26 protein-coding genes and 1 pseudogene are annotated in these 26075 nt (G+C 72.7%); 15 read left to right on the top strand and 12 right to left on the bottom strand.

What is annotated here, in order from left to right; genetic code table 11:
• Positions 1–63 precede the first annotated feature (63 nt).
• From ABZ883_RS19285 to ABZ883_RS19275, 3 genes are all read left to right on the top strand, one after another.
• Positions 64–1545 (top strand): trypsin-like peptidase domain-containing protein, encoded by a 1482-nt coding sequence (locus ABZ883_RS19285; RefSeq protein ID WP_360907366.1) that lies wholly within the window; start codon positions 64–66, stop codon positions 1543–1545.
• A gap of 128 nt (positions 1546–1673) precedes the next feature.
• Positions 1674–2120: a sec-independent translocase gene (locus ABZ883_RS19280; protein ID WP_360907364.1), complete on the top strand. Its 447-nt coding sequence runs from the start codon at positions 1674–1676 to the stop codon at positions 2118–2120.
• Between the two features lie 79 nt (positions 2121–2199).
• Positions 2200–2811 (top strand): hypothetical protein, encoded by a 612-nt coding sequence (locus ABZ883_RS19275; RefSeq protein ID WP_360907362.1) that lies wholly within the window; start codon positions 2200–2202, stop codon positions 2809–2811.
• A gap of 65 nt (positions 2812–2876) precedes the next feature.
• Here ABZ883_RS19275 and ABZ883_RS19270 read toward each other — a convergent pair whose 3' ends face one another.
• From ABZ883_RS19270 to ABZ883_RS19260, 3 genes are all read right to left on the bottom strand, one after another.
• Positions 2877–4034: an Mrp/NBP35 family ATP-binding protein gene (locus ABZ883_RS19270; RefSeq protein WP_360907360.1), complete on the bottom strand. Its 1158-nt coding sequence runs from the start codon at positions 4032–4034 to the stop codon at positions 2877–2879.
• Positions 4035–4104: 70 nt separating this feature from the next.
• On the bottom strand, positions 4105–4599 hold the full coding sequence (locus ABZ883_RS19265; RefSeq protein WP_360907358.1) for a DUF1003 domain-containing protein: 495 nt from the start codon (positions 4597–4599) through the stop codon (positions 4105–4107).
• Positions 4592–5881 (bottom strand): CBS domain-containing protein, encoded by a 1290-nt coding sequence (locus ABZ883_RS19260; RefSeq protein ID WP_360907356.1) that lies wholly within the window; start codon positions 5879–5881, stop codon positions 4592–4594. Before ABZ883_RS19260 ends, ABZ883_RS19265 begins: the two co-directional genes overlap by 8 nt.
• Before the next feature lie 165 nt (positions 5882–6046).
• Between ABZ883_RS19260 and ABZ883_RS19255 the strand changes: the two genes are divergently transcribed.
• Positions 6047–6748: a hypothetical protein gene (locus tag ABZ883_RS19255; protein WP_360907354.1), complete on the top strand. Its 702-nt coding sequence runs from the start codon at positions 6047–6049 to the stop codon at positions 6746–6748.
• 162 nt (positions 6749–6910) lie between these two features.
• Here the strand turns inward: ABZ883_RS19255 and ABZ883_RS19250 are convergent, their stop codons facing one another.
• Positions 6911–7432 (bottom strand): hypothetical protein, encoded by a 522-nt coding sequence (locus tag ABZ883_RS19250; RefSeq protein ID WP_360907352.1) that lies wholly within the window; start codon positions 7430–7432, stop codon positions 6911–6913.
• A gap of 214 nt (positions 7433–7646) precedes the next feature.
• Here ABZ883_RS19250 and ABZ883_RS19245 point away from each other — a divergent pair, with 214 nt between their 5' ends.
• Positions 7647–8504: a DMT family transporter gene (locus ABZ883_RS19245; RefSeq protein WP_360907444.1), complete on the top strand. Its 858-nt coding sequence runs from the start codon at positions 7647–7649 to the stop codon at positions 8502–8504.
• Positions 8505–8521: 17 nt separating this feature from the next.
• On the opposite strand, the gene ABZ883_RS19240 is transcribed toward ABZ883_RS19245, so the two are convergent.
• Positions 8522–9634: a magnesium and cobalt transport protein CorA gene (locus tag ABZ883_RS19240; protein ID WP_360907350.1), complete on the bottom strand. Its 1113-nt coding sequence runs from the start codon at positions 9632–9634 to the stop codon at positions 8522–8524.
• A gap of 438 nt (positions 9635–10072) precedes the next feature.
• Here ABZ883_RS19240 and ABZ883_RS19235 point away from each other — a divergent pair, with 438 nt between their 5' ends.
• The 4 genes from ABZ883_RS19235 (at position 10073) to ABZ883_RS19220 (ending at position 13044) form a co-directional block, all read left to right on the top strand.
• Entirely contained in the window at positions 10073–10708 is a 636-nt protein-coding gene (locus ABZ883_RS19235; RefSeq protein WP_360907348.1) for a suppressor of fused domain protein, read from the top strand.
• A gap of 108 nt (positions 10709–10816) precedes the next feature.
• Positions 10817–11455, top strand: a complete 639-nt coding sequence (locus ABZ883_RS19230; protein ID WP_360907346.1) for a DUF6758 family protein — start codon at positions 10817–10819, stop codon at positions 11453–11455.
• A 91-nt stretch (positions 11456–11546) separates the two neighbouring features.
• A complete protein-coding gene (locus ABZ883_RS19225; RefSeq protein WP_360907344.1) occupies positions 11547–12425 on the top strand; it encodes a PHP domain-containing protein in 879 nt (292 codons plus the stop codon).
• A 4-nt stretch (positions 12426–12429) separates the two neighbouring features.
• On the top strand, positions 12430–13044 hold the full coding sequence (locus ABZ883_RS19220) for a MarC family protein (RefSeq protein WP_360907342.1): 615 nt from the start codon (positions 12430–12432) through the stop codon (positions 13042–13044).
• Between the two features lie 77 nt (positions 13045–13121).
• Here the strand turns inward: ABZ883_RS19220 and ABZ883_RS19215 are convergent, their stop codons facing one another.
• A complete protein-coding gene (locus ABZ883_RS19215; RefSeq protein ID WP_360907450.1) occupies positions 13122–13277 on the bottom strand; it encodes a hypothetical protein in 156 nt (51 codons plus the stop codon).
• A 223-nt stretch (positions 13278–13500) separates the two neighbouring features.
• Between ABZ883_RS19215 and ABZ883_RS19210 the strand changes: the two genes are divergently transcribed.
• Entirely contained in the window at positions 13501–14409 is a 909-nt protein-coding gene (locus tag ABZ883_RS19210; protein ID WP_360907340.1) for an NYN domain-containing protein, read from the top strand.
• Here the strand turns inward: ABZ883_RS19210 and ABZ883_RS19205 are convergent.
• Positions 14406–15302, bottom strand: a complete 897-nt coding sequence (locus ABZ883_RS19205; protein ID WP_360907338.1) for an alpha/beta hydrolase — start codon at positions 15300–15302, stop codon at positions 14406–14408. The two genes, ABZ883_RS19210 and ABZ883_RS19205, sit on opposite strands and share 4 nt — an antisense overlap.
• Before the next feature lie 157 nt (positions 15303–15459).
• Positions 15460–17289: pseudogene (locus tag ABZ883_RS19200) on the bottom strand (DEAD/DEAH box helicase); the annotation flags it as partial.
• A gap of 331 nt (positions 17290–17620) precedes the next feature.
• On the opposite strand from ABZ883_RS19200, the gene ABZ883_RS19195 reads away from it, so the two are divergent.
• Complete coding sequence (locus ABZ883_RS19195; RefSeq protein WP_360907336.1) at positions 17621–18355, top strand: ferritin-like fold-containing protein; 735 nt, start codon at positions 17621–17623, stop codon at positions 18353–18355.
• A gap of 406 nt (positions 18356–18761) precedes the next feature.
• On the opposite strand, the gene ABZ883_RS19190 is transcribed toward ABZ883_RS19195, so the two are convergent.
• The 4 genes from ABZ883_RS19190 to ABZ883_RS19175 all read right to left on the bottom strand — a co-directional run bounded on the left by ABZ883_RS19190 (position 18762) and on the right by ABZ883_RS19175 (position 20491).
• Positions 18762–19040, bottom strand: a complete 279-nt coding sequence (locus ABZ883_RS19190; RefSeq protein ID WP_360907334.1) for a hypothetical protein — start codon at positions 19038–19040, stop codon at positions 18762–18764.
• Positions 19041–19162: 122 nt separating this feature from the next.
• Positions 19163–19393, bottom strand: a complete 231-nt coding sequence (locus ABZ883_RS19185) for a DUF3107 domain-containing protein (protein WP_360907332.1) — start codon at positions 19391–19393, stop codon at positions 19163–19165.
• A gap of 116 nt (positions 19394–19509) precedes the next feature.
• Positions 19510–20145 carry a TetR/AcrR family transcriptional regulator gene (locus ABZ883_RS19180; RefSeq protein WP_360907330.1) on the bottom strand — a complete coding sequence of 212 codons (636 nt, stop codon included), beginning with the start codon at positions 20143–20145 and terminating at the stop codon, positions 19510–19512.
• Positions 20146–20245: 100 nt separating this feature from the next.
• Positions 20246–20491, bottom strand: coding sequence for a hypothetical protein (locus ABZ883_RS19175; protein ID WP_360907328.1), 246 nt, complete (start codon positions 20489–20491; stop codon positions 20246–20248).
• Between the two features lie 218 nt (positions 20492–20709).
• Here ABZ883_RS19175 and ABZ883_RS19170 point away from each other — a divergent pair, with 218 nt between their 5' ends.
• The 4 genes from ABZ883_RS19170 (at position 20710) to ABZ883_RS19155 (ending at position 26075) form a co-directional block, all read left to right on the top strand.
• The gene (locus tag ABZ883_RS19170; protein ID WP_360907326.1) at positions 20710–21684 is read left to right on the top strand and encodes an alpha/beta hydrolase; all 975 of its coding nucleotides are present in this window, start codon (positions 20710–20712) and stop codon (positions 21682–21684) included.
• Between the two features lie 4 nt (positions 21685–21688).
• Positions 21689–23050, top strand: coding sequence for a DUF3152 domain-containing protein (locus ABZ883_RS19165; RefSeq protein WP_360907324.1), 1362 nt, complete (start codon positions 21689–21691; stop codon positions 23048–23050).
• 317 nt (positions 23051–23367) lie between these two features.
• Entirely contained in the window at positions 23368–25083 is a 1716-nt protein-coding gene (locus tag ABZ883_RS19160; protein WP_360907322.1) for an ABC transporter substrate-binding protein, read from the top strand.
• Positions 25080–26075 carry an ABC transporter permease gene (locus ABZ883_RS19155; protein ID WP_360907320.1) on the top strand — a complete coding sequence of 332 codons (996 nt, stop codon included), beginning with the start codon at positions 25080–25082 and terminating at the stop codon, positions 26073–26075. The genes ABZ883_RS19160 and ABZ883_RS19155 overlap by 4 nt, the downstream gene beginning before the upstream one ends.

The raw sequence follows: 26075 nt of genomic DNA, 5'->3' as shown, positions 1-26075 counted from the left end.
GGCTGCGGGCGGCGCCGACTCCTGGTTCAATCCAGGGAGGACAGGTCGTCGTAGGGGAGCACTGTGGACCAGGGGAAGGCCGCCGGGCCGAAGTGGTGGAGCCGCCCGGAGCCGGTGACACCGGCTCCGCCGGAGGCGCACGCCGCGCCTGCCACGCCCTCCCCGCAGGCCCCGGAGGACGCTGTGCCGCGGCACGGCTCCGACCCGTACGACACCCCGCCCTACGGTGAGCCCGGGCCCTGGGCGCCCGCCCCTCCCGTCACCCGTCCGGCGGACACCGCGCCGCCCGCCGTGCCTCCGCTGCCTCCCGGGCCGCCGCCCACCTCGGCGCCGGGCGCGGGACCGGTCCCGCCGCCGCTCTCGGTCGGCCAGTGGCACCGCTACGACCCCTGGGCGGCCCCGGGGCCCCTGCCCGCCGCCCCCGCGACCGGGCGCCGCCGCGGCCCGCTGGCCGCCGTCCTGATCGCCCTCACGCTGGCCGCGGGCGGCCTCGGCGGCGTCCTGGGCGCCTATGCGGCGCGGGACGGCGGATCGGAGCGGGTGACCCTGCCCCAGGCCTCCGCACCCGGCGAGGCCGGCAAACGCGCCCCGGACAGCGTCGCGGGCATCGCCGCCAAGGTCCTGCCGGGCGTGGTCTACATCCACGTCAAGGGCGACAGCGGAGAGGGCACCGGCACCGGTTTCGTGCTGGACGACGACGGCCACATCCTCACCAACAACCACGTCGTGGAGACCGTCGCCAAGAGCGGCACCATCTCGGTGACCTTCAACGGCGGCCAGATCCGGACCGCGAAGATCGTCGGCCGCGACACCGGCTACGACCTGGCAGTCATCCAGGTCACCGGCGTCAAGGGCCTGCGCCCGGTCACCCTCGGCGACTCCGACGCGGCCCAGGTGGGCGACCCGGTGGTCGCCATCGGTGCCCCGTACGGCCTGGAGGGCACCGTGACCTCGGGCATCATCAGCGCCACCCAGCGCCCGATCACCGCGGGCGGCGAGACCGAGGGCAGCGACGTCAGCTACGTCGACGCCATCCAGACCGACGCCCCGATCAACCCGGGCAACTCCGGCGGCCCGCTGGTGGACTCCCGGGGCCTGGTCATCGGCATCAACAGCGCCATCCGCTCGGCCGACAGCAACTCCGACCCCTTCGGCAACGGCAGCCAGGGCGGCAGCATCGGCCTGGGCTTCGCGATCCCCGTCAACCAGGCGAAGCGGGTCGCCGAGCAGCTGATCAACAACGGCAAGGCCACCCATCCGGTGATCGGTGTCAGCATCAACCTGCAGTACGACGGCGACGGCGCCCAGGTGAGCCCGGAGGGCGAGGGCGACGGGGACTCCATCACCCCGAACGGCCCCGGCGCCAAGGCCGGCATCGAGCCCGGCGACGTGATCACCGCCATCGACGGCAAGCGGGTGCACAGCGGCGAGGAACTGATCGTGCGCATCCGCAGCCACCGTCCCGGCGACAAGCTGGCGCTCACGCTGAAGCGGGGCGGCAAGGAGCGCAGCGTCCAGCTGGTCCTCGGCTCGGCCACCGGCTGACCCGGCCCCGGGTTTACCCCGGCGCGGCCTAGTGTTGACCCCCGCCCACTCCCGTCCTCCCGGTTCGGGCAGGTACGGTGAGATCCGGCGGATTCCGTCCGCGGCCGAGGACCACGAGGAGCTGCACGGTGTTTTCAGACATAGGCGCGCTGGAGGTCGTCGCGCTCGTGATCCTTGCCGTGCTCGTGTTCGGGCCCGACAAGCTGCCCAAGGTCATCAGGGACGTCACGCAGTTCATCCGCAAGGTGCGTGAGTTCTCCGACAGCGCCAAGGCGGACATCCGCAAGGAGCTGGGCCCGGAGTTCAAGGACTTCGAGTTCGAGGACCTCAACCCGCGCAACTTCGTCCGCAAACAGCTGCTGGACAACGACGAACTCGGCCTGAAGGAGATCCGCAACGGATTCGACTTCAAGGAGGAGATGTCCGCGGTCACCGACGCGGTCCACGGCCGGGACAGCGGTTCGTCCGCCGGTTCCAGCGGTTCCTCCGGGTCCTCCGGCACGCCGGACCGGCTGAAGAAGCGCGACGGGCTGGAGCCGGGCGAGGCTCCGCCGTTCGACTCCGACGCCACCTGAACCGGGGCCCCTGCCCCGTTCAGGTCGCGCGAGTGGCTATTCTCCCTTTGTTTGCCCTTATGGAGGAGGCGCCGCGCGTATGGAGACCACAGCTGATCCAGCGGATCGTACGATCGACGGCTATCTCAGGGCCGACTTCGCCTGGTACGGGCTCGACGAGGCCTTCACCGGGCACCGCTGGCTCGCACCCGTCGGCAGGAGCGCGGACGGCACCGTGGAGCACGGCTCGACGGGCCACGGGGACGAGCCCTCCGTCAAGGTCGAACCCACCCCGGACGAACGACGCTTCGTGGTGGTCGTGACGGTCGCGGAGCGGCCGGTACGGCGCAGCGCCGACGGCACGGGCGTCCTGGAGGAGACCTCGGTGTCCTCCGCGGCGTGGCTGGCCGGCTCCGGGCTGCTGTCGTGCACCTGGCCCACCCAGATGGACCGTCATCTGCGCGAGGACTGGCTGGACCAGCAGACGGCCATCGCCTGGGATCTCGCCGACAACCTCGACGGCGCCGGCTGGTCCGCGCTCACCCTGCCGGTGGACGGCGAGCCGACGCCCTTCCACTACCGCGAGTCCGAGTACGGCTGGGTGATGGCCGGTTCGGCGCGCGGGGTGCACCTGGGCGCGTTCGGGCGCGGCATGAGCGCGTACGGTCTCGGGCTGTCGCGGGTCAAGGACATCCACGCCTACCGGCGCTGACCCCCGGACGCACGGCAGGGGCGCCCTCGCGCGGAGGACGCCCCTGACACGGCGGCAGGTGCCGCTCAGAACTTGTTGCGCGGCGTGATGCCCAGGGACATCCCGGCCAGACCGCGCTGCCGCCCGCCGAGCTTGCCGGCGATGTCGCGGAGCGCGGAGCCCGCGGGGGACTGCGGGTCGGTGAGCACGACCGGGCGGCCGTCGTCGCCGCCCTCGCGCAGCCGGACGTCGATCGGGATCTGGCCCAGCACCGGCACGTTGGCGCCGGTGGTGCGGGTCAGGCCCTCCGCGACGCGCTCGCCGCCGCCGCTGCCGAAGACGTCGACCATCTCGCCGCAGTGCGGGCAGGGCAGCCCGGACATGTTCTCGATGACGCCGACGATCTTCTGGTGGGTCTGCACGGCGATGGTGCCGGCGCGCTCGGCGACCTCGGCGGCCGCCTGCTGGGGCGTCGTCACGACGAGGATCTCGGCGTTCGGGACCAGCTGGGCGACCGAGATGGCGATGTCGCCGGTGCCGGGCGGCAGGTCGAGCAGCAGCACGTCCAGGTCGCCCCAGTACACGTCGGCGAGGAACTGCTGGAGCGCGCGGTGCAGCATCGGGCCGCGCCACACCACGGGGGCGTTGCCCGGGGTGAACATGCCGATGGAGATGACCTTCACGCCGTGCGCCGAGGGCGGCATGATCATGTTCTCGACCTGCGTGGGGCGGCCGTCGGCGCCCAGCATGCGGGGCACGCTGTGGCCGTAGATGTCGGCGTCGACCACACCGACCTTGAGGCCGTCGGCGGCCATCGAGGCGGCGAGGTTCACCGTCACCGAGGACTTGCCGACGCCGCCCTTGCCGGAGGCCACCGCGTACACGCGCGTCAGTGAGCCCGGCTGGGCGAAGGGGATCTCGCGTTCGGCCTGGCCGCCGCGCAGCGAGGAGGCCAGTTCGCGGCGCTGCTCGTCGCTCATGACGTCCAGTTCGACGCTGACCCCGGTGACGCCCGCGACCTTGGCGACCGCCGCCGTCACCAGACTGGTGATGGTGTCCCGCATCGGGCAGCCCGACACCGTCAGGTACACACCGACCCGCACCGCTCCGCCGTCGGCGATGTCGACGGACTTGACCATGCCCAGGTCGGTGATCGGCTTGTGGATCTCGGGATCGTTCACCGTCGCGAGGGCGGCGCGCACCGCGTCGAGCGAGACAGCGCCTGCGGGAGTGTCGTCAGCCATGGCTCGATGGTACGTCGCCGTGAACGGCCCATGACCCGCGGTGGTCGGGTTCACACGGGCCCGCGGGCCCTCAGTCCGCGTCGGCGCGCGTGGGCTCGTGCATCTCCCTCAGCAGTTCCTGGAGCTCCGAGCGGATCCAGTCGCGGGTGGCGACCTCGCCGAGTCCCAGGCGCAGCGCCGCGATCTCGCGGGTGAGGTACTCGGTGTCGGCGATGCTCCGCTCGTTGGCCTTGCGGTCCTGCTCCAGGTTGACCCGGTCCCGGTCGTCCTGCCGGTTCTGGGCCAGGAGGATGAGCGGGGCGGCGTAGGAGGCCTGGAGGGAGAGCATGAGGGTGAGGAAGATGAACGGGTACGGGTCCCACCGCATGCCGGGCGGCGCGAGCGCGTTCCACGCCACCCACGCCACGATGACCACGGTCATCCAGACGATGAAGCGGCCCGTCCCCAGGAAGCGGGCGATCCTCTCCGACAGCCGTCCGAAGGCCTCGGGGTCGTAGGCGGGCAGCAGGCTGACCCGGCGGGCGAGCGGCTGGTCGAGCCGGACGCGGGGGCGCTCGTCACTCATCGCCCGCCGCCCCGTGCAGTTCGGTCTCGCGCCAGTCCTCCGGCAGCAGGTGGTCCAGTACGTCGTCCACGGTCACCGCGCCCAGCAGCGAGCCGCCCTCGTCCACGACCGGCACGGCCACCATGTTGTAGGTCGCCAGGAAGCTGGTGACGGCCGGCAGCGGGGTGTCCGGGCGCAGCGGCTCCAGGTCGCTGTCGAGCAGCGAGCTCACCAGCGTGAACGGCGGGTCGCGCAGCAGCCGCTGGAAGTGCACCGTGCCCAGGTACTTGCCGGTGGGGGTCTCGTCCGGCGGCCGGCAGACGTACACCTGGGCGGCGAGCGCGGCGGACAGATCGGGGTTGCGGACCCGCGCGAGGGCGTCGGCGACGGTGGCGTCCGGGCGCAGCACGATGGGCTCGGTTGTCATCAGACCGCCCGCGGTGCGCTCCTCGTACGACATCAACCGCCGCATGTCGGCGGCCTCGTGGGGCTCCATCAGCCCGAGCAGCCGCTCCTGCACCCGCTCGGGCAGCTCGGCGAGCAGGTCGGCCGCGTCGTCGGGGTCCATCGCCTCCAGGACGTCGGCCGCCCGCTCCTCCTTCAGCTTGCCGAGGATCTCCACCTGGTCGTCGTCGGGCAGCTCCTCCAGGACGTCGGCCAGCCGGTCGTCGTCGAGCGCGGCCGCGACCTCGGCACGGCGCTTGGGCGACAGGTGGTGCAGCACGCCGGCGAGGTCCGCCGGGCGCAACTGGTCGAAGGTGGCGAGCAGCGCCTCCGCGCCCTGCGCGTGCTCGTCCAGCGAGAAGCCGGTGACCGCGGACCACTCCACGGTCAGGGTCTCGCCCGCCCGCCGTCCGCCGGCGCCCCGCCACGGCAGCCCGACGCGCCCCTTGCCGCGGCGGACGAAGACCTTGTCGATCTCCCAGTCGCGGCGGGCCGGGAGCCGCACCATCGACACGTCCAGCACGGTCACCTCCTCGCCGGTGTCGACCAGGGTGACCCGCCGGTCCAGCAGCTCGCCGATGACCAGGGTCTCGGTGGGGCGCTGCTCGAAGCGCTGCATGTTGACCACACCGGTCGTGATGACCTGGCCGGACTCCACGCCCGTCACCCGCGTGATCGGCAGGAAGATCCGGCGCCGGCTCGCCACCTCGACCACCAGCCCGGGCACGCGCGGCGGGCGGCCGCCGACCCGCAGCATCACGATCACGTCCCGGACCCGGCCGACCTGGTCCCCGTTGGGGTCGAAGACCCGCACTCCGGACAGGTGCGAGAGAAAGACCCGGGAGGTTCCGGCTGCCATGCGGTCAGGCTAACGCCGCAGGTCGCACCGGGCGCGCGGGGATGCTCCACGGGGGCTTCGCATCGTGTTCACAGCCGGTCGTCCGGCCGGGGGTACGCTTCGGTAGCTTCGGCTCCGCCCCGCCGTTCGGTCCGGTGGCGACGACCGCAGGAGGAAAAGAACCCCGTGATCCCCGGCCGCCGTTCAGCCGCCCTCCCCGGCCTCGTGTGCGCACTGCTCGCGCTCCCCCTCCTGACGGGGTGCGCGGGTGATCCGGACGCGGGCACCAACGGCGTCGGCAAGCTGCCGCCCACCACCATCGAGCAGCGCGCCCGCGCGGCGGCGGAGGCCGCCGACACCGTGCGGCTGTCCGGCACGGTCGTCAGCAAGGGCCGCACCTACACCCTGGACATGCGGCTGCGTGCCAATGGCGGCTTCGGCGAGGTCAGCACCCGGGGCAGCACCTTCGAACTGCTGCGGGTCGGCAAGGACCTGTATCTGAAGGCGGGCGCGGGCTTCTACGGCGACGAGGTCGGCGCCAAGCTCAAGGACAAGTACGTCAAGGTGCCGACCGGCGATCCCGCCTACGGCCAGTTCAGCGGCTTCACCGACAAGAAGGTGCTGCTGGACGACTTCTTCGTGCTGCACGGCGACCTCGCGGTCGGCGACCACCGCAAGGTCGGCTCCGCCCGCACGATCGCGGTCACCGCTGACGGCGGCAGCGGCGGCACGATCGACGTCTCCCTGGAGGGCACGCCCTACCCGCTGCGCTACGAGCGGGCCGGCGGCGCGGGCACGCTGACCATGGCCGACTGGGGCAAGGACTTCGCACTGCGCGCGCCCGACAGGGACGAGGTCGTCGACTACGGCCGGTCCGTCACGTCCTAGCCCGCGCGGCTGATGGCCGGCTTGCCTCCGGGTGCGGTGGAAGCGTTCGGCCCTGCCGTCGGTCTGCGGCCGGTACGCGCGGGTGAGCTTGCCGGTCGTTCGGAGGCCGGCCGGGGCGTGGCCGGGCTGCGCGGACGATGCGACCACGCGGGCCGGCTTTCCTCACCCGCGGCCGCGCCGCCGGAACAGCAGCTTGGGCAGGCCGGCCGGGACCGGGCGGCGGGTGGTGGCGGTGGTGGGCACCGGGGCCGCGGCGCCGCTGTGCTCCGGCATCAGGCCGGGCCGCTCGGTGGGCGCCCCGGCCGGCTCCAGGCGCAGCACGCGGCATTCGCGCGCCCAGCGCTCGGTCATCGTCTCGGCGTCGGGCGCGTTGAGCCGCTTGCCCTTGAGCTCCGCGACGGCGGCGGTCCACGCCTCCTCGTGCGGGGGCAGCTCCTCGACCCGGGCCGGGAAGGCGACCAGCCGGCCGCCCTTGTCCTTGCTGCGGAGGGTGACCAGCGCCGTGCCGCCGGGGGAGAGCCCGGGCAGCGGCTGCTCGCCGGGGCCGCCGCCGACGACCACGACCGCGCCGTCCACCCACGCGTGCCACAGCGCCTGACCGTCGGCCCACAGCAGGCCCGACTTCTTCGCGGCCTCCTCGATGAGGGCCTGGTCCAGCAGGGGCTGCTCCACGGTTTCCGTCATGTGCCAAGACTATGGCCTGGCCTCCCGGGGCCGTCGGCCGCACGCATCGTGAGACGACAGGAGCGCGGGCGGTGTACGGGCCTTACGCTATGGGGGTCGTCGTCCCGCCGCCCCGAGGAGAACCCGCGTGTCCGCCGCGCCGCCCACCAGCCGCAGCTCCGCTCTGACGAAGGCTGCCGAGGCCCCGGACGCCGTCCCGCACGCCAAGGCGCCCCTGGACTTCGCGCTGCTGGCGGTGGCCATCGCCGGGGTGTCGCTGTCGGCCCCGCTCATCGCCGCGACGGCCGCGCCCGCGCTCGCCATCGCGTTCTGGCGCAACGCCATGGCGGTGGGCGTGCTGAGCCCGTTCGCGCTGCTGCGGCACCGCGCGGAACTGCGCGGCATGGGCCGGCGGGCCCTGTGGCTGTCGCTCGCCGCGGGCGCGGTGCTGGCCCTGCACTTCGGGCTCTGGCTGCCCAGTCTGTCGATGACCTCGGTGGCCTCCTCGACGGCGATGGTCACCACGACGCCGGTGTGGACCACCCTGCTGCTGCGCCTGCGCGGCCAGCGGCAGCCCGCGCTGGTGTGGGCGGGCACCGGCCTCGCCGTCCTCGGCGTGGTCATCCTGACCGGCGTCGACCTGTCGCTGTCGCCGCGCGCCCTGGCCGGGGACGGGCTGGCGCTGGCCGGCGGCATCGCGGCGGCCGGCTACGTCCTGCTGGGCGCGGAGGTCCGACGGACCGTCAGCACCACCGCGTACAGCCTCGTCTGCTACACCACCACGGCGGTGGCGCTGCTCGTGGCCTGCCTGGTCTCCGGCTCCGCGCTCGCCGGCTACTCGGGCACGACCTGGCTGAAGCTCGCCGCGCTGACCGTCGCCGCGCAGCTGCTCGGGCACACCATCCTCAACCGCGTGGTGCGCGGCCTCGGCGCCTCGACGACCTCCACGGCGATCCTGCTGGAGACGCCGGGAGCCGCGCTGGTCGCGGCCCTCTGGCTGGGCCAGACCCCGCCCGTGGGGGCCTACCCGGCGCTGGTGGTGATCCTCGCCGGGCTGGCCCTGGTCGTCCTCGCCGACCGCAGGAAGGGCTGAGCCGCCGCGCCCCGGCCCTACAGCCAGCCGTTGCGGCGCAGGATGCGGTGGATGGCGAGGCAGATGCCGCCGATGGCGACCAGCACCATCGGATAGCCGTAGCGCCAGTGCAGTTCCGGCATGTGCTCGAAGTTCATGCCGTACACACCGCAGATCATGGTCGGGACGGCGATGATGGCCGCCCAGGAGGTGATCTTGCGCATGTCCTCGTTCTGCGCGACCGCCGCCTGGGCGAGGTTGGCCTGGAGGATGGAGTTCAGCAGGTCGTCGAAGCCGACGACCATTTCGTGGACGCGGGCGACGTGGTCGGCGACGTCCCGGAAGTACTTCTGGATCTCCGGGTCCACGACCCGCATCGGCCGCTCGCTGAGCATCTGCATCGGCCGCAGCAGCGGGGAGACCGCGCGCTTGAACTCCAGTACCTCGCGCTTGAGTTGGTAGATCCGCCCGGCGTCCGTGGCGCGCGGGGACTTGCCCTGCGCGGAGAAGACGTCGATCTCCACCTCGTCGATGTCGTCCTGGACGGCCTCGGAGACCGCCAGGTAGTCGTCGACGACCTGGTCGGCGATGGCGTGCAGCACCGCGGACGGGCCCTTGGCCAGCAGCTCGGGGTCGTCCTCGAGACGGTGGCGCAGCGCGCGCAGCGAGCCGTGGCCGCCGTGCCGGACGGTGATGACGAACTGCCGGCCGGTGAAGACCATCACCTCGCCGCTCTCCACCACCTCGCTGGTGGCGGTGAGTTCGGCGTGCTCGACGTAGCGGATGGTCTTGAAGACCATGAAGAGCGTGTCGTCGTACCGCTCCAGCTTGGGCCGCTGGTGGGCGTGGACGGCGTCCTCCACGGCCAGCGGGTGCAGCCCGAAGACATCCGCGATCTCGGAGAACTCGCGCTCGGACGGCTCGTGCAGCCCGATCCACACAAAGCCCTCGTCGCCGCCGCTCACCTTCTCCAGTGCCTCGCGCGGGGTGATGTGGTCGCTGCTGCGGCGGCCGTCGCGGTAGACGGCGCAGTCCACGACGGCGCTGGGCGTGCCGGCGGTGCGGGAGCGGTCCGGGCCGTAGTCGTACGAAGTGCTGCTCTTGCGCAGGGCGGGACGGACGACTGCGCGGAGGTCGCGGATCATCGACATGGCAAGCTCCTTCACGGACTGGCCGGACTGAAATGCGGATCAGGGCAGGGGTGATCACCGTTGATCACTGCGCAGTTCAGCGAGCTCTTCCGGAGGCGGCAGGCGGCCCGGGCAGACCAGGAGTGCGGGCGGGGCGGCGACGGGGCACGCGGGCGCTCGCGGGGGGTTCCGAAAATCCCCTGAGGTTCCGTGAATTTCTTGGTTTCACGGCCGGGTGGCCGGGTACGGAACGCTGGGGATCAGGAGAGTTGCCGGGCGGAAGAGCTGCCGGTACTGCACGGTCGACTAGGATCCATCGCAGCCCCACCTCCTCCGGCCTGTCCCCGCTGGGGGAAATCGAGCACGCCTCTACCGGCGTGGCCGACGGCCCACCCTACCAGGCACCCAAAGCCCCACAGCGCTCCTTTGCCCATTTCATACGCGCTCTATGCTCGGCTCATGGTCGATGTACTGGGGCTCGTCGAGGCGCGTCTGCGCCTGTCCTTCGGGGAACCGGACGCGCGCGCGGCGGTCACCTTCCTCGGCACCGAGCGCATCGAGGTGCTGCGGTTCCGCGACGTCCGCGACGGCGGACTGGTGCGCTACGCGACGCTCGGCATGTCCCGCGCCCCCATGAACGACCCCGCCGGCACGGCCCCGTCGACCTTCGCGGCGCCCCTGTCGGTCACCGTCGCCGACCCCGTGCGCGGCCCGCGGGCCGAACTCGTGCTCACCCTGCGCCCCGGAAGCGGCGCCGACATCGACAAGGTGCTGCGCCCGCTCGCCGTGCTGGCCGCCTCGCCCCAGGTCGAGGGGGTGGTCGTGGCCCCCGGCAACTCGCTGGACGTCGGCGAACCCCTGTGGCCCGGCGCCGCGTTCTCCGCCGTCCTGGTCGCCGAGCCCGGCGGCCTGGTCGAGGATCTCGACCTCGACCCGCCGATGGACCCGGTCCGCTTCTTCCCGCTGCTGCCCATGACGGCCAACGAGGCCGCCTGGAAGCGCGTGCGGGGGGCGGGGCCGCTGCAGGAGCGGTGGCTGGAGGCCGGCACCGATCTGCGCGACCCGATGCGCGCGTCGGTGCCGCTGTCCGGCTGACGGCCGCACCGCGCCGGGGCGTTGCACCGGGGCCCGCGTCGCCCGCTCCGGACCCGGACGGGTGATCGTCCTTGACGCGGGCACGCCGTGGTAGGACCGTGGGGCGGTATGAGGGGCGAACCCAGTTGCCCGAAGTGCGGTGGACGGGTCCGCGCGCCCGGCCTCTTCGCCGACTCCTGGCAGTGCGACGAGCACGGCGCCGTGTACCCGATGCAGCCCGTCGTGCCGCCCAGTGTCGAGGCGCTCGGCGTTGTCGTCAGCCGCGCCCGCGTCCCGGTGTGGATGCCCTGGCCGCTGCCGGTCGGCTGGCTGTTCAGCGGTGTCTCCTCGGCGGGCGACGACCGCAGCGGCGGCCGGGCGACCGCGGTCGCCTGCTCCGGCCCGGGTCCGCTCGGCGGTCCGGGGGAGATGGTGCTGGTCGCGGAGGAACTGGGCGTGGGCCTCGGCGCGCGGTTCGCGGGCATCGCCGGGCCCGATCCGGGGCCGCAGATGTGCGTCGGCAAGCCGCCGGCGGCCAAGGTGGTCGCCGCGGGCCGGCCGACCCCCCTGTGGCATGTGTCGGGCGTCCCGCTGGACCGGGCCGTCTTCGCGGGCGAATCGTTCGGCCTGTGGCTGTGGGCGATCGTCTGGCCGGAGGAGTCCGGACTGCTCATCTACGACGAGCTGATACTGACCGATCTCCGCGAGGCGGGTGCCGAGATCGACCTCGTTCCGTGCGGGGCGCTCTCCCCCCGCCTGCTCTCCTGAGATTCACAGGCTCGCCGGGCAGTTATCCTGGTAATCACAAGGCCGCCGTCCGCGGCCGGCCCCGAGTACCGAGAGCCCTGGAGTGACGTTCGTGCGCATCGACCTGCACACCCACTCCACGGCGTCCGACGGCACCGACACCCCGGCCGAGCTGGTGCGGGCCGCGGCCGCCGCGGGGCTGGACGTGGTGGCCCTCACCGACCACGACACGGTGGGCGGGCACGCCGAGGCCGGGAAGGCGCTCGACGACCTGCACGCCCGCGGTGGGAGCGGCCTGACCCTGGTCACCGGCGCCGAGCTGTCCTGCCGGCACGACGGTGTGAGCATGCACATGCTCGCCTACCTCTTCGACCCGCTGGAGCCGGAGCTGCACCGGGAGCGCGAACTCGTGCGCGACGACCGGACGCCCCGCGCGCAGGCCATGGTGGCCAAACTCCGCGAGTACGGCGTGCCGGTGACGTGGGAGCAGGTGGCCCGCATCGCGGGCGACGGCGCCGTGGGCCGCCCGCACATCGCCCAGGCGCTCATCGACGCGGGCCTGGTGGACAGCATCGCCGAGGCGTTCACCCCCGAGTGGATCGGCCCCGGCGGCCGCGCCTACGTCGAGAAGCACGAGCTGGACCCCTTCGCGGCGATCCGCCTGGTCAAGAACGCCGGCGGAGTCGTCGTCTTCGCCCACCCCGCCGCCGTCAAACGCGGGGCGGTCGTTCCGGAGAGCATGATCCAGGAGCTGGCCGCGGCCGGACTGGACGGCATCGAGGTCGACCACATGGACCACGACGAGTCCACCCGCGCCCGGCTGCGCCACCTCGCCGCCGAACTGGGGCTGCTCGCCACCGGCTCCAGCGACTACCACGGCACGCGCAAGACCTGCCGGCTCGGCGAGAACACCACCGATCCCGAGGTCTACCGCGAGATCGTCCGCCGGGCGACCGGCGCGGCCCCGCTCACCCCTCCCGCACACCGCTAGGCCCATGGATCTCTTCTCCCTGACCCTGTTCGGGTCCGTCTTCGTCACGCTCTTCGTGATCATGGACCCGCCCGGCATCACGCCGATCTTCCTCGCCCTCACCTCCGGCCGCGCGGCCAAGGTCCAGCGCCGTATGGCCTGGCAGGCCGCCTCGGTCGCGCTCGGCGTCGTCACCGTCTTCGGGGTCTGCGGCCAGCAGATCCTGGACTACCTGCATGTCTCGGTGCCCGCCCTGATGATCGCCGGCGGGCTGCTCCTGCTGCTCATCGCGCTCGACCTGCTCACCGGCAAGGCGGACGAGCCGACGCAGACCAAGGACGTCAACGTCGCGCTGGTGCCGCTCGGCATGCCGCTGCTGGCCGGGCCGGGCGCCATCGTGACGGTGATCCTCGCGGTGCAGCGCGCACACGGCTTCGGGGAACAGGTGTCGGTGTGGTGCGCGATCGCCGCCATGCACGTGGTGCTCTGGCTGACGATGCGTTACTCATTGGTGATCATCCGTCTGATCAAGGACGGCGGTGTGGTCCTGGTCACCCGGCTGTCCGGGATGCTGCTCTCGGCGATCGCCGTGCAGCAGATCGCCAACGGCGTCTTCGGCTTCATCCGCGGCGAGGGCTGACGGTCCGTCGCCCGCCGCACGCGGGCACGACGAGGGCCCCGCAGCCGCGGCGTACGGGGCCCTTTCCGCTGTGTCCGTCAGGCCGTTTCGACCGGGCGGATGTAGATGCGCTGGCCGATCGCGGCGGCCTGCTGGACGATCTGATCGACGGAGGCGGCGTCCACGACCATGCAGTCGACGGCGCGGCCGTCCTGGTCGTTGAGGCGCATGATCTCGAAGCGCATGGTCTTCATGGCTTCTCCCTTCGTCCGGGCACTCCTCCATTGGAGTACGGGGCTGCGTCGCAGCCGTTACCTGCGTGGGTCATTCATGTATCGACAACTGTTGCCACGCCGAAAACCTTCCCTGTCCTAAAGAAAATTTTCGAGCCGCCTTCTACCCGCAGGTAACAACGGCCCGCAGTAGTCCCGGTTCCGGTTGTGTGTGCGGACGGGGGCGCCGGACAATGTGAGTTCTATGGACGACGAAGCCCTTTCCGCCATCGCCGCCGGCATCGAGCGCACCAACGAGCTCCTGCAGCGGGTCCTCGCCGAGGTCGCCACGACCCCGGCGACCCACGCCGTGTTCGTGGACGCCGGGTACGTGTACGCCGCCGCCGGCCGGCTCGTCGCGGGCACCGAGGACCGCAGGGCTTTCGAACTCGACGCCGAGGGGATCATCGAGGCCTTCATCGACCGGGCCCGCAAGCTCTTCCCGGACAGCCGGCTGCTGCGGGTCTACTGGTACGACGGGGCCCGCCGCCGCATCCACAGCGCCGAGCAGGAACGCATCGCCGAGCTGCCCGACGTCAAGGTGCGGCTCGGCAACCTCAACGCCAGCCGGCAGCAGAAGGGCGTCGACTCGCTCATCCGCAGCGACCTGGAGTCACTGGCCCGCCACCGGGCCATCTCCGACGCCGTGCTGATCGGCGGCGACGAGGACCTGGTCTCGGCCGTCGAGGCCGCCCAGGGCTACGGCGCCCGCGTCCACCTGTGGGGCATCGAGGCCGCCGACGGACGCAACCAGGCCGACCCCCTGCTGTGGGAGGTCGACAGCCTGCGCACGCTCGACCTGGACTTCTGCAAGCCGTACATCACCCGGCGCACCGCGCCCATCTACGGCGACGCGCCCATCCCCACCGGCCCCATCCCCACCCGCGAGGACGTGCACTTCGTGGGCGCCCGGGTCGCCTCCCAGTGGCTGGCGACCCGCGGCCGCGACTCCCTGGCCGAGCTGCTGCCCGGCCACCCCTACCTGCCGCCCGCCTACGACCAGGAACTGCTCGTCGAGGCGGAGGGCATGCTCAACATCTCCCTGCGCGGCCACGCCGACCTGCGCCGCGTCCTGCGCGACGGCTTCTGGGAGCACCTGCAGGCCCGGCTCTAGGCCTCGCCGTTCCCGTTCCAGAAAGCGACGAGCGCGGCGGCCGTCTCCGCAGTGCGCTCGGTGTTGGGCGAGTGCTCCGCGCCCTCGACGACCACGCGGCGGGCACCCAGGCGCTCCGCCATGTCGTCCATCCACGGGACCGGCCACGCGTGGTCGACCGCGCCGGACAGCACCAGGGTGCGCAGCGGTACCGCGGCCAGCTCCGCCACGCGGTCCGGCTCCGCGATCAGCTGCTTGCCCGTCGCCATCAGCTGCTCGGGCACGGTGCGCAGCCACCGCTGGTGCAGGAACTCCTCGACCTCGCCGGTCGCGCCCGCCGTGCCTTCGAGATCCTCGGCGTCCAGCTCGCGCATCGCCCGCCACACGCTCTCCATGTCCATCGAGGACAGCGCCTCCAGCAGCAGCTTCGTCCGCGCCTGCTGGGCCGCCTCGATCGCGGCGGGTCCCGAGCTCATCAGCGTCAGGGACGCCCACGGCACGCCGCTGCCCGGCGCCGCCCCGGCCGCGATCGCCGCGGCGCGCACGACCAGCCCGCCCATCGAGTGCCCCAGCAGATGGACCGGGCCCGCGTCCGGGCCCAGCGCGGCGGTCTGCGCGAGGACGTCGGCGGCCAGTTCGCCTTGCGCGTACGCCGACTCGTCCCGCGGGCCCACCGACTCGTTCTGGCCCCGGCCGTCCACGGCGACCGCGCGGAAGCCCGCCGCGGCCAGCGGTGTCAGCAGCGCCAGGAAGTCCTCCTTGCTGCCGGTGAAGCCGGGCACCAGCAGCGCCGTGCCGCGCCGCGCGGTCCCCGCCGGCGGGACCGCCTCCAGCACGGCGAAGCGACCGCGTTCGGTGGACAGCGGGTGTGCGGTCACATTCTCGGGCAGGGTCACAAACGGCGGTCGGCTCATGCGGCGAGGCTATCCGCGGCGGGTTTCCGTCGTGCTACGCGCCCCCCACGGCTGTGGCGCGCGACGGCGAACGGCCGGACACCGCTGAGGGTGCCCGGCCGTTCGCCGTCGTTCGCCCGCTGGGCGGGGTGCGTCAGCCCGCCGCCTCGGTGTCCGCGGGCTTGGCCGTACGGGTGCGGCGCCGGCGGCGCGGGGCCTTGGCCTCGCCGCTGTCGCCCTCGGCGGCAGCCGCCGCGGCGGGGGCCTCGGCCCCGGCCGTCGGCGCGGACTGCGCGGGAGCGGTGGCGGAGGCCGCACCGGCGCGCGTGCGCCGGCGACGCGGGGCGGCGGGCGCCTCCGCGGTGGCGGTCTCCTCGGTGCCCGTGGCCGTGCCCGTCGTTCCGGCCGCGGACTCCGCGCCGAAACGGGTGCGGCGCCGGCGGCGCGGTGCGGGGCGCTCCGCGGCGGGTGCGCCCTCGGCGGTGTCGAGCGCGGCCTCGGCGGCCTGCTCGGCGCCCTCGGCCGCCTCCGTCACCGGGCTCCCGCCGCGGGTGCGGCGACGCTGGCGCGGGGCACGGGTGCGGGCGGGCCGTTCCTCGGTCTCCACCGCGGCACCGGCCGCCTTGCGGCCGCCGCGACCGCGGCCGCGGCCGCCGGTCTCGCCCAGGTCCTCGATCTCCTCCGCGTCGAGCCCGGCGCGCGTGCGCTCGGCGCGCGGCAGGACGCCCTTGGTGCCCTGCGGGATGCCCAGCAGCTCGTAGAGGTGGGACGAGGTGGAGTAGGTCTCCTCCGGGTCGTTGAACGGCAGGTCCAGCGCCTTGTTGATCAGCTGCCAGCGCGGGATGTCGTCCCAGTCGACCAGGGTGATCGCGGTACCGGACGCGCCCGCGCGGCCGGTGCGGCCGATGCGGTGGAGGTAGGTCTTCTCGTCTTCCGGCGTCTGGTAGTTGATCACGTGCGTGACGCCCTCGACGTCGATGCCGCGGGCGGCGACGTCGGTGCAGACCAGGACGTCGACCTTGCCGTTGCGGAAGGCGCGCAGCGCCTGCTCGCGGGCGCCCTGGCCGAGGTCGCCGTGGACCGCGCCGGAGGCGAAGCCGCGCTGCTCCAGCTGCTCCGCGAGATCGGCCGCGGTGCGCTTGGTACGGCAGAAGATCATCGCCAGGCCGCGGCTGTCCGCCTGGAGGACGCGGGCGACGAGCTCCGGCTTGTCCAGGGAGTGCGCGCGGAAGATGTGCTGCGTGATGTTGGCGACGGTCGCGCCCTCGTCGTCCGGCGACGTGGCGCGGATGTGCGTGGGCTGCGACATGTAGCGGCGGGCCAGGCCGATCACGGCGCCGGGCATCGTCGCGGAGAAGAGCATGGTCTGCCGCTTGACCGGCAGCATGTCGATGATCTTCTCGACGTCGGGCAGGAAGCCGAGGTCGAGCATCTCGTCGGCCTCGTCGAGGACCAGCGCGCGCACATTGCGGAGGCTGAGCTTCTTCTGCCCGGCCAGGTCCAGCAGCCGGCCCGGGGTGCCGACGACCACCTCGACGCCCTTCTTCAGGGCCTCGACCTGCGGCTCGTACGCGCGGCCGCCGTAGATGGCCAGCACGCGCACATTGCGCACCTTGCCGGCGGTCAGCAGGTCGTTGGTCACCTGCTGGCACAGCTCACGGGTGGGGACGATCACCAGCGCCTGCGGGCCGTCGACGACGTCCTCGGGGCGGGCGCGCCCGGCCTCGACGTCGACCGGTACGACGACGCGCTCCAGGATCGGCAGGCCGAAGCCCAGGGTCTTGCCGGTGCCGGTCTTGGCCTGGCCGATGACGTCGTTGCCCGCCAGCGCGACCGGCAGGGTCATCTCCTGGATCGGGAAGGGAGTGGTGATGCCGACGGCTTCGAGCGCCTCGGCGGTTTCGGGGAGGATCCCCAGGTCACGGAAGGTCGTGGTGGTGGTCAGGATGCTGCCTCTTCTGTTTCTGGGCGCGGCGCCGTGCTGTGAAGCGGGGAGGGTCGAGCGCAGGGAACTGCGCTGACCGCGCGGGGTGTCGTACGGCCATGGGCGGCCGAGGTGCGCGGGACCGCTGCCCTCGCGTGCGCCGCGAAGCGGGCCCCTCCCCAGACGCGGGGAGGGCGGTCGGTAGGAGCCGATCGGGCCACCGACCGGGCATCCATTGGTGCTCGTTCACAAATTACCCGCCGGTTCACCTGGCGGGCTCATACCACTGTACCCCGGAATCACACAGCCGAGGGGGTCCGATTTCCGGGATGCGGGACACACCCCCGCGGACTTCCGCGTGGCGGGGTCGTACGGGATGGTTGCCGGGCTGGTGGGGTTGGCTATTGTGCGCACCATGGAGACGCCTGAGACCCCCGCCGAGACCCCCGACGCTCCCACCATCGCCGCCCAGGACTGGGCCGCCGCGTCCGCCGATCCGCAGTACCGCGCCGCGGTCGTGGATCTGCTGGGGGCGCTGGCCTACGGGGAGCTGGCCGCGTTCGAGCGACTGGCGGAGGACGCGAAGCTCGCGCCGACCCTGGAGGACAAGGCCGAGCTCGCCGCGATGGCGTCCGCCGAGTTCCACCACTTCGCGCAGCTGCGCGACCGGCTCTCGGCGATCGAGGCGGCCCCGACCCACGCGATGGAGCCCTTCGCGGCGGCACTGGACGAGTTCCACCGCCAGACCGCGCCCTCGGACTGGCTGGAAGGCCTGGTCAAGGCCTACGTGGGCGACTCGATCGCCTCCGACTTCTACCGCGAGGTCGCGGCCCGGCTGGACACCGACACCCGCGAGCTCGTCCTCGCCGTGCTCGACGACACCGGCCACGCCTCCTTCGCCGTGGAGAAGGTGCGCTCGGCGATCGAGGCCGACCCGCGGCTCGGCGGCCGGCTCGCGCTGTGGGCCCGGCGGCTGATGGGCGAGGCGCTGTCGCAGGCGCAGCGGGTGGTCGCGGACCGGGACGCGCTCTCCACGATGCTGGTGGGCGGCGTCGCGGACGGCTTCGATCTCGCGGAGGTCGGGCGTATGTTCACCCGGATCACGGAGGCCCACACCAAGCGCATGGCGGCCCTGGGGCTGTCTGCATAGTTTTGAGGGCTCGGTTCGCCTCCGGGTCGCTCCAGTCGGTGTTGGGGGCACCTCCCAGCGGTAGCTGGGGGAGGTCGACCGTGCTCGGTCGCTCGTTCCTCGCGACCTCCGCGCTCCCCCAGCTACCGCTGGGGGTGCCCCCACTCTCTTTCGACACCGACCGCTCCCCTTCGGCTCACTCGCCGGGGCAGTCGGTCGTGTGGTTCAGGGCGGGCGATGCGCCTTCGGCGCGGTGAGGCGGTGCTCGGCCCCTCCAGCGGTATGGGGGCGAGTCCGGGTTCCCCGACCGCGTCGGCGTCCCCTTCGGATCACTCGCCGGACGCAGGGGCCATTGCTCAGGGTGCGATGCGCCTTCGGCGAGATGGGCCGAGCACCGCTCCCTTGCGGGGAGTGGGGCACCTCGGGCCTACGCCGGGCGCGGGGCGGGGCGGGGGTGGTCGGGGCGGGGGTGGCGGACGAGGAGCGAGAGCAGGGCGGCCGCCACGGCCACGGACAGGGTGAGGTTGACCGGGAAGAGCGCGGAGCCGAGCACCGTGCGGGCGATGGAGCCGCCGACGAGGGCGGCCACGGGGCCGGTGATCAGGGCGAGCGGTGTCGCGGGGAGCCGGCGCCGGGGGAGCAGCCTGGTGGCGGCACAGGCGACGACGAGCCCGGCGGCGGCGAACGCGATCGTTTCCCACAGCATGCGGCGGCCCCTCCCAAGGTGACGGTCGCTCCGGGTCCTACCCCTCCGCAGGGGAACGCGAAACAGCGGGCCACCCCCCTCGTGAGGGTGACCCGCCGTCGTGCTCCGAAGCCGCGTCGCGGCTAGAGCTGGGCGCCGAAGCCCACGCGGCGCTGGGTGGGCTCGCCGATCTCCACGTAGGCCAGCCGGTCGGCGGGGACGAGCACGCGCTTGCCCTGCTCGTCGGTGAGGCTGAGCAGCTTGCCGGTGCCCGTCAGGGCGTCGGCGACGGCCTTCTCGACTTCCTCGGCCGTCTGCCCGCTCTCGATGCTGATCTCACGCGGCGCGTGCTGCACGCCGATCTTGACCTCCACGGCTTTCGTCCCTCCGAACGGTCTGCGGTGTGCGCGGTGATTCGCGCCGTACGCAGGACACATTAGCCGCGCCCGCGGCCCGCCGATCGGCCGACGGGCACGCCCACAGCGAACAGTCAGTGTTCGGTGCCGTGCAGCGGGAAGCCGGCGATGCCGCGCCAGGCCAGTGAGGTCAGCAGTTGGACCGCGGTCTCCCGGGGCATGGAGCTGCCGCTGGAGAGCCAGTAGCGGGCCACGACCTGGGAGACGCCGCCGAGGCCGACGGCCAGCAGCATGGACTGCTCGGTGGCCAGCCCGGTGTCCTCGGCGATCACCTCGCTGATCGCCTCGGCGCACTGGAGGGAGACGTTGTCGACGCGCTCGCGCACCGCCGGCTCGTTGGTCAGGTCCGATTCGAAGACCAGTCGGAAGGCGCCGCCCTCGTCCTCCACGTACGCGAAGTAGGCGTCCATGGTGGCCGCCACGCGCTGCTTGTTGTCCGTGGTGGAGGCCAGGGCGGTGCGGACCGCGTCCAGCAGGGCCTCGCAGTGCTGGTCCAGCAGGGCCAGGTAGAGGTCCAGCTTGCCGGGGAAGTGCTGGTAGAGCACGGGCTTGCTGACGCCCGCGCGCTCGGCGATGTCGTCCATCGCGGCGGCGTGGTAGCCCTGGGCGACGAACACCTCCTGGGCCGCGCCCAGCAGCTGGTTGCGCCGGGCCCGGCGCGGCAGGCGGGTTCCGCGAGGGCGCGCCTCAGTCTGCTCGATGGCTGTCACGCCGCCTCCCAAGTGATGTCGTTCTGCGCTGCGGGTGCCATCGTACTTTTCGGTAGTGGGGCCATGCGCTGTGCGAACGCACATTCTCACCAAGTGGAACTCACCTGTAGTCGTCCTCGTCGAGTTCCACCACCCGTCGTTGCTCGGCGACGTCGGCCGGATCGGCGTCGTCGGGCCGTTCGGTGATCGGGACGTCGCGGTGCTGGAGCAGCTCCAGGTGCTGCTCGGCGATGTCGTTCTCGGGGGCCTCGATGTCGGCCTCGGTGTCCTCCAGGTCGTCGGTGAGCTCGGCGAGGTCGGTGACGTCGGTGAGGTCACCGTCGAATGTCTCGATGTCGTCGGACACGGGCACCTCCCTTCCTGTCCGGACCCGGGGGTCCCCGGTCTCGCACGGGACCGCCCGGCCGCTTGCGCTGTGTCCGTCTGTTTCCCCTTGTTCCCCTCTTGCGAGCGTAGGAGACGTCATCGGCCCCCGCAGAGTGACGGAAGGGACGAAAAAATCCGGACGGCGCGTGTGAGAGCGAACACACAAGCGTACGCGTGATCGTCTCGTAACATTGCCCCATGTCCTCGACGGAGTCCCGCGAAGCCGCACTTGCCGCCGTGCCTCTGCCGCCCGCGGGGCCCAGAGCCGGGGACGGGGAGAGCGTGCGCGTTGTGTCCCTGCCCGGTCTGACGCTGACCGTCCGAGCCCGCTCCGAGGAGGACGAGCGGCTGCCCCCCGCGCTCTTCGTGCACGGCCTGGGCGGCTCCTCCCTCAACTGGTCGATGCTGATGGGCGTGGTGTCCGACCGGGTCCGCGGCGAGGCCCTGGACCTGCCCGGATTCGGTTACTCGCCGCCGCCGGACGACGGCAACTACTCGATCGGGGGGCACGCGCGCGCGGTCGTACGCCTCATGGAGGCCTCCGGGCGCGGTCCCGTGCACCTCTTCGGCAATTCCCTGGGCGGGGCGGTCGCCACCAAGGTGGCCGCGGCCCGGCCCGACCTGGTCCGGACCCTCACGCTCATCTCGCCCGCACTGCCGGAGGTGCCCCCGCAGCGCAGTGCCTGGCCGACCGGCATCCTCGGGGTGCCCGGCGTGGCCGGGCTCTTCACCCGGGCGACCCGGGGCTGGACGGTGGACCGGCGCACCCAGCAGCTGCTGTCGCTCTGCTACGGCGACCCCGGCAAGGTGACCGAGGAGGCCTTCGCCGAGCACGCGCAGGAATACGCGCGCCGGCTGGCCCTCCCCTATTTCTGGGACGCGCTGACGCGTTCCGCGCGCGGCATCATCGACGCCTACACCCTGGGCGGCCAGCACAATCTGTGGCGGCAGGCCGAGCGCGTGCTGGCGCCGACCCTGCTGGTGTACGGGGGCCGGGACAGGCTCGTCGCCCCCCGGATGGCGTACCGTGCCGCGCGTACCTTCCGGGACGCGAGGCTGCTGCTGCTCCCCGACAGCGGGCACGTCGCGATGATGGAGCACCCGGACGCGGTGTCGCGGGCCTTCCGCGAGCTGCTGGACGCCACGGGCACGGACGCGCGGACGGATCACTGACGGCATGGGCAGGCACAGCGCACCGGGCGGCCGCGACGGCCGCCGCGACGACACCTCCGGCGGCATACCCGGCGGCTCGGGCAACGGGCGCCGCAGGCGCGGCGGCCCGGCCACCACGGTCCCGCCGCGCCCGGCGGGCCCGAACGCCCCGGCCCCCGGCGGCTGGGACGGCTTCCGGCCCGGTGACACCGCCCGGGACCGGCAGGAGGGCCCGGGGCACGGGCACCCAGAGCACCGGGAGCACTCCGCCTGGGGCCGGACCGGATCCTGGGCCCCGCCGCGCACCCCGCGGGGCGCACGGCCGGCGGATCTCGCCGACTCGGGGCTGGTCCCGGAGGACCTCCAAGGCCCCGCCGACACCGACGACCCCGCCGATACCGGCGGCCGCCGGCCGGCCGGGCTGCTGCCGCGCCAGCGCACCGCGCCGCGTCCGGCCGACCGCCGAATACCCGGCCCGCGGCAGGACTTCGTCGCAGCTTTCGACGCCGTCGCATCGCCGGCCCCCGGGACGGTGGAGGAGGACGGGCCCGCCGAGGAGGCGCCGAAGAAGGGCGCCAAGGGGCGCGCGTTCACCGGAACGGCCGCAGCCGCGGTGGTCACCGTCCTAGCCGTTGTGGTGGCCGGGCAGCTGTACGGCGGCGACGACGCGAAGCGTCCGGCGACGGCCGGCGCCCCCGGCCCCTCCCGGGGCGCGGAGGACTCCGCGTCCCGTTCCGAGGGCCGGGCGACCCCCTCGGCCCCGCCGTCCGCCGCCGTCGCGCCGCTCACCTACGACCAGGCGATGGCCCGGCAGTACCCGCTCGGCAAGGACCTGCACCTGGGCGGCGCCTTCCAGACCGTGGGCGGCCACCAGAAGGCGCCGGGCACGGGCACGCTGCTGCGCGTGCGGGTCGACGTCGAGAAGGGCCTGCCGCTGGACGGCCGACTTTTCGCCGACGCGGTTTTCACGACGCTCAATGACAAACGGAGTTGGGCGCACGACGGCGCCCGCACTTTCGAGCGCGTTTCAACGGGCCGTGCGGACATCGTCATTACTCTGGCGAGTCCAGGAACCACGGCGAAGGTGTGCGCGGAATCCGGTCTGGACACCACAGTTGACAATGTGTCATGTGACGCGGCGTCGACTCCACGCACAATGATCAATGCTTTTCGGTGGGCGCAGGGATCGGAGACGTACGGCCCGGCGAGGATGTTCGCCTACCGCCAGATGCTGATCAACCACGAGGTCGGGCACCGGCTCGGCCACAACCACGTGCTGTGCCCGAAGAACGGGGCTCTGGCCCCGGTGATGATGCAGCAGACGAAGTTCCTGACCGCCGACGGAGTGACCTGCAAGCCGAACGCCTGGCCCTACCCCCGGGGATAGGTTTTTTGACATCGGGCGATTCATCGTTCAATGTTTCTGGCATGCCGCAGCACCGCCCTGCCACAGACGCCGACGCCAGCATCGAGCTGGCGCTCATCGGCGTGGACGGGCAGAGTGTGGCCGATGTCTCGTGTCGCCCTTCCACGGTGCCGGACGCGTAACGGGAATCCTCCCCTTCACCGCCCCGGAGCCATCCGCCCGTGGGCGCAGTGCTGACGCACGTCTTTCACCGGTCCTCCCGACAGGACCGTTCGCCGCTGCCTGCGGGCCTTCTTCCGCCCCGCCCCCTTGCCTCGCAGCCGCGAAAGGTCTTCTCGATGTCCAAGTTGTCCGTCACACCCCGCCGCCTCGCCGCGGCCGCCGTCGTCCTGGCGATCACCGGTGGCGCCGCCGCGTGCGGCCCGGAGGAGAACGGGGCCAAGGCAACCGGCGGCGGCAAGCCCGCCAAGGGCGGCACGCTCTACGTCCTCAACCAGTCGCCCCAGGAGGACTTCGACCCCGCCCGGCTCTACACCTCCGGCGGCGGCAACATACCCGGCCTGGTCTTCCGTACCCTGACCACCCGCAACCGCGAGAACGGCGCCCCGGGCGCCAAGGTCGTCCCGGACCTGGCCACCGACACCGGCACCCCGAACGCGGACGCCACCGTCTGGACGTACCACCTCAAGGACGGCCTGAAGTACGAGGACGGCTCGCCCATCACCACCGCCGACATCAAGTACGGCATCGAGCGGTCCTTCGCGGGCGAACTGTCCGGCGGCGCCCCCTACCTGCGGGACTGGCTGACCGGCGGCAAGGACTACCAGGGCCCGTACAAGGACAAGGGCGGCCTGGACTCCATCGAGACCCCGGACGCGAAGACCATCGTCTTCCACCTGGACAAGCCCGAGGGCGACTTCCCGTTCCTGGCCACCCAGACCTCCTTCGCCCCGGTGCCGCAGGCCAAGGACACCGGCACCAAGTACGAGAACCACCCCTTCTCGTCCGGCCCCTACAAGGTCGTGTCGAACCAGAACGACGGCGAGCACCTGGTCCTGGAGCGCAACACCCACTGGGACCCGAAGACCGACGAGGAGCGCAAGGCCTACCCGGACCGCATCGACGTCACGTCCGGCCTGGCCGCCGCCGTGATCAACCAGCGGCTGTCCTCCGGCGCCGGCAAGGACGCGGCCGCCGTCACCACCGACACCAACCTCACCGCCGCCGAGCTCGCCAAGATCACCGGCGACAAGGAGCTGGCGAGCCGCGTCGGCACCGGCCACTTCGGCTACACCGACTACATCGCCTTCAACCCGAAGGTGAAGCCCTTCGACAACCCGAAGGTGCGTCAGGCCATCGCCTACGCGACAGACCGCACCACGGTCGTCAACGCCCTGGGCGGTTCCTCCCTCGCCGAGCCCGCCACCACCTTCCTGCCGGCGCAGAAGTCCTTCGGCTACACCCCGTACGACCCGTTCCCCGCGGGCGCGAACGGCAACGCCGCCAAGGCGAAGGAACTGCTGAAGGAGGCGGGCTACCCCAACGGCCTGACCGTCACCCTCACCCACGACTCCACCGGCGGCGACGAGCAGGGTCCCGAGGTCGCCACCGCCCTCCAGGACGCGCTGAAGAAGGCCGGCATCACCGTCGAGCTCCAGGGCCTGGAGTCCAGCGCCTACAGCGAGAAGATCCACACCCTGAAGACCGAGCCGGGCTTCTTCCTCGCCGGCTGGGGTGCCGACTGGCCGTCCGGCGGCCCCTTCCTGGCCCCGATCTTCGACGGCCGGCAGATCGTCAAGGACGGCTACAACTACAACAACGCGCAGCTGGACGACCCGGCCGTGAACAAGGAGATCGACGAGATCAACAAGCTCACCGACCTCCAGGCCGCCGCCACCCGCTGGGGCGCGCTCGACAAGAAGATCGGCGAGCAGGCGCTGACCGTGCCGCTGGCGTACCCCGTGTACAAGCGCCTGTACGGCAAGGACGCCAAGAACATCGTCATCAGCGACTGGACCGGTGTCCTCGACGTCTCGCAGGTCGCGGTCAAGTGACCACCACCGACGTCCTGGTGACGCCCGGCGCCGCCCCGGATTCCTCCGGGGCGGCGCCGGGCGCCCGGCAGGTCTGGCGACGGCTGCGCGCCCAGCGCGCGGCCCTCGTCGGCACCGCCGTGATCGCCCTGCTCGTCCTGGTGGCCCTCGCCGCGCCGCTGCTCGCCGCGCTGGAGGGGCAGGACCCCGACGCGTACCACGCCTCGGCCGTCGACTCCGCCCTCGGCGGCGTCCCGCTCGGCTCCTTCGGCGGCGTGAACGCCCACCACTGGCTCGGTGTCGAACCCGGCACCGGCCGCGACCTGTTCGCCCGGCTCGCCTACGGCGCCCGGATCTCGCTCGGCATCGGCATCGGCGCGACCCTCGTGCAGGTGGTCATCGGCGTCGGCGTCGGCCTGGCCGCCGGACTCGGCAACCGCCTCCTGGACGGACTGCTCAGCCGGACCACCGACGTCATGCTCGCGCTGCCCACCCTGGTCTTCTCCATCGCGCTGCTGGCGATCGTCCCCGCCGGCTTCCCGCGCCCGGTGCTGCTGGTCCTCGTCCTCGGCCTGCTCGGCTGGGGCGGCACCTCCCGCATCGTCCGCGCCCAGACGCTCAGCCTGAAGTCCCTGGACTACGTGGCGGCCGCCCGGCTCGGCGGGGCGGGCCGCTGGCGCGTCGCCCGCCGCGAACTGCTGCCCTCGCTGGCCGCTCCCGTGGTGACGTACGCCGCGCTCCTGGTGCCCAGCAACATCGCCTCGGAGGCCGGGCTGTCCTTCCTCGGCATCGGCGTGAAGCCGCCCACGCCCTCCTGGGGCCAGATGCTCTCCTCGGCCACCACCTGGTACCAGGCCGATCCGACGTACGTGCTGCTGCCCGCCGGGCTGATCTTCGTCACCGTCCTGGCGTTCACCGCGCTCGGCGACGGGGTCCGCACCGCGCTCGACCCGCGGGCGGCCGGCCGGGTCCGCGTCCTGTCGCGGCGGCGGAAGAAGAAGGCGGGTTCCTGA

It is taken from the genome of Streptomyces sp. NPDC046977 (assembly GCF_040644455.1).
GTDB lineage: Bacteria > Actinomycetota > Actinomycetes > Streptomycetales > Streptomycetaceae > Actinacidiphila.
The sequence above is the reverse complement of the archived record's forward strand: the minus strand, read 5'-3'. Positions and strand labels throughout refer to the sequence as shown.

Bases quoted from the DNA above. Each gene is read 5' to 3' on its own strand.
- ABZ883_RS19250 (WP_360907352.1), bottom strand. From the start codon at position 7,432: ATGACGGAAACCGTGGAGCAGCCCCTGCTGGACCAGGCCCTCATCGAG.
- ABZ883_RS19160 (WP_360907322.1), top strand. From the start codon at position 23,368: ATGTCCAAGTTGTCCGTCACACCCCGCCGCCTCGCCGCGGCCGCCGTC.
- ABZ883_RS19235 (WP_360907348.1), top strand. From the start codon at position 10,073: ATGGTCGATGTACTGGGGCTCGTCGAGGCGCGTCTGCGCCTGTCCTTC.
- ABZ883_RS19270 (WP_360907360.1), bottom strand. From the start codon at position 4,034: ATGGCTGACGACACTCCCGCAGGCGCTGTCTCGCTCGACGCGGTGCGC.
- ABZ883_RS19260 (WP_360907356.1), bottom strand. From the start codon at position 5,881: ATGGCAGCCGGAACCTCCCGGGTCTTTCTCTCGCACCTGTCCGGAGTG.
- ABZ883_RS19195 (WP_360907336.1), top strand. From the start codon at position 17,621: ATGGAGACGCCTGAGACCCCCGCCGAGACCCCCGACGCTCCCACCATC.
- ABZ883_RS19240 (WP_360907350.1), bottom strand. From the start codon at position 9,634: ATGTCGATGATCCGCGACCTCCGCGCAGTCGTCCGTCCCGCCCTGCGC.
- ABZ883_RS19265 (WP_360907358.1), bottom strand. From the start codon at position 4,599: ATGAGTGACGAGCGCCCCCGCGTCCGGCTCGACCAGCCGCTCGCCCGC.
- ABZ883_RS19190 (WP_360907334.1), bottom strand. From the start codon at position 19,040: ATGCTGTGGGAAACGATCGCGTTCGCCGCCGCCGGGCTCGTCGTCGCC.
- ABZ883_RS19220 (WP_360907342.1), top strand. From the start codon at position 12,430: ATGGATCTCTTCTCCCTGACCCTGTTCGGGTCCGTCTTCGTCACGCTC.
- ABZ883_RS19215 (WP_360907450.1), bottom strand. From the start codon at position 13,277: ATGAAGACCATGCGCTTCGAGATCATGCGCCTCAACGACCAGGACGGC.
- ABZ883_RS19205 (WP_360907338.1), bottom strand. From the start codon at position 15,302: ATGAGCCGACCGCCGTTTGTGACCCTGCCCGAGAATGTGACCGCACAC.
- ABZ883_RS19275 (WP_360907362.1), top strand. From the start codon at position 2,200: ATGGAGACCACAGCTGATCCAGCGGATCGTACGATCGACGGCTATCTC.
- ABZ883_RS19230 (WP_360907346.1), top strand. From the start codon at position 10,817: ATGAGGGGCGAACCCAGTTGCCCGAAGTGCGGTGGACGGGTCCGCGCG.
- ABZ883_RS19165 (WP_360907324.1), top strand. From the start codon at position 21,689: ATGGGCAGGCACAGCGCACCGGGCGGCCGCGACGGCCGCCGCGACGAC.
- ABZ883_RS19170 (WP_360907326.1), top strand. From the start codon at position 20,710: ATGTCCTCGACGGAGTCCCGCGAAGCCGCACTTGCCGCCGTGCCTCTG.
- ABZ883_RS19210 (WP_360907340.1), top strand. From the start codon at position 13,501: ATGGACGACGAAGCCCTTTCCGCCATCGCCGCCGGCATCGAGCGCACC.